The organism is Acinetobacter sp. C15, from assembly GCF_013420645.1.
In the GTDB taxonomy this organism is placed as follows: domain Bacteria; phylum Pseudomonadota; class Gammaproteobacteria; order Pseudomonadales; family Moraxellaceae; genus Acinetobacter; species Acinetobacter indicus.
On the sequence record NZ_VOXR01000123.1, the window covers coordinates 1 to 1,303 of the forward strand.

Here is a 1,303-nt window from a genome sequence, read left to right on the forward strand (position 1 = left end):
AAAATCATTTGAATGATTTCTTCTTGGTCTACGTGCCATAAAATACTCCATATATTGATGTTTATAACATCATTTGAGGAGCAGAATATCACTTATAGGAGTTGTTCAAATTTACGGATCCATCTCTTTACCCAGGTCCGTGCTGCTGAAATCCTGAATCTTTCCACTCGTCAAATTACCCGGTTATTGCAGAAACTCAATCAAGACGGTGTTTCAGGTCTGGCACATGCCAGTCGTGGTCAACCTGGCCATCATCGCCATGATGAGTTATTAAAATCAAAATGTCTTTCCATTATTTCTGAACATCTGCTGGGCTTTGGACCTACCTTGGCGCATGAGAAGCTCAGCAGCATATTTGACCTGAATATCCCGGTAGAAACGGTTCGGCGCTGGATGATGGCCAATGACCTCTGGATTCCGCGATCCAAGCGCCTTAAACGTCCATATCAGCCACGTTATAACCGGGATTGCTTCGGTGAGCTGATCCAGATTGATGGCTCATATCATGACTGGTTCGAAGGACGCGCTGCTAAGTGCTGTTTATTGGTGTATATCGATGATGCCACTGGAAAGCTGTTGCATCTACGCTTCTGTGAGGCGGAAACCACCTTCGACTATATGCTTTCAACCCGAGCCTACATTGAACAATACGGCAAACCTCTGGCCTTTTATAGCGACAAACATTCGGTATTCAGAGTTAATCAGAAATCCAGGAAAGACAGCCAGATCACGCAATTTGGGCGGATTCTGAACGAGTTAAATATTGATATTATCTTTGCCAACTCACCACAGGCTAAAGGTCGCGTAGAACGCGCGAATAGAACCCTTCAAGACCGTTTGATCAAGGAGATGCGTCTGGAAGGCATCAGTTCAATTGCCGAAGCCAATGCATGGCTACCCTGCTTCATTGAGCACTTCAATCAGAAGTTTGCCAAGTGTGCGAGAAACTCGAAGAATTTACATCGATCTTTAACGGAATCTGATGCTGAGCTGGAGGATATATTCACTTGGCAGGAACCGCGTAAGGTCACGAAGAACCTAACCATCACCTATGACAAGTGTATTTATCTGCTTGAACCGACAGAGCTGAATCATAAGCTTGTTGGGCAATACATTTCATTTCTGGAGTACCCGGATGGCACTGTGGCCCTCATGCATGAAGGACGGAAGATCAACGGCACTGTTGCAAATAGGCTGACATGATAAGCTAAATATCTTATTTATTTCGAGATACAGCAGATGAATCCCTTCCACGGTCGGCACTTTCAAGGTGAAATCATTCTTTGGGCTGTTCGTTGGTATT

At 44.7% G+C, this 1,303-nt stretch carries 1 pseudogene; it reads left to right on the plus strand.

From position 1 onward, the window contains the following. Positions 1-57: 57 nt before the first annotated feature. Positions 58-1,197, plus strand: a pseudogene (locus FTT63_RS15440) (ISNCY family transposase); the annotation flags it as partial. Positions 1,198-1,303 lie beyond the last annotated feature (106 nt).